Source organism: Rhizobium ecuadorense, assembly GCF_001187535.1.
Taxonomy (GTDB): Bacteria; Pseudomonadota; Alphaproteobacteria; order Rhizobiales; family Rhizobiaceae; genus Rhizobium; species Rhizobium ecuadorense.
In genome coordinates this window covers 1-230 of sequence record NZ_LFIO01000696.1, presented here as the reverse complement: position 1 = coordinate 230, position 230 = coordinate 1, and the positions used below count along the sequence as shown (strand labels likewise).

Below are 230 nucleotides of genomic sequence, written 5' to 3'. Positions count from 1 at the left end.
ATGCGGGTCCCGGCGCCGCCGTCACAATCAACCACCGGGAAAGCGCCGGTTTGCGAACCGACATTTCTACGGCCGCTTAGGAACCGAATGGCTTGCGAAACGCTATCCCATCGGAGCCTGCGAGGCTCACACCTCCAAATTGACCGAGTGAGCGATGAAATATGGCAAAGCGGTCGTCCTGGTCGTCGAAGACAGCACGATTATTCGGATGAGTGCCGTCGATCTGGTAC

1 pseudogene is annotated in these 230 nt (G+C 57.8%); it reads left to right on the top strand.

The features are described from left to right. Positions 1-154: 154 nt before the first annotated feature. Positions 155-230, top strand: a pseudogene (locus AF337_RS45365) (response regulator); the annotation flags it as partial.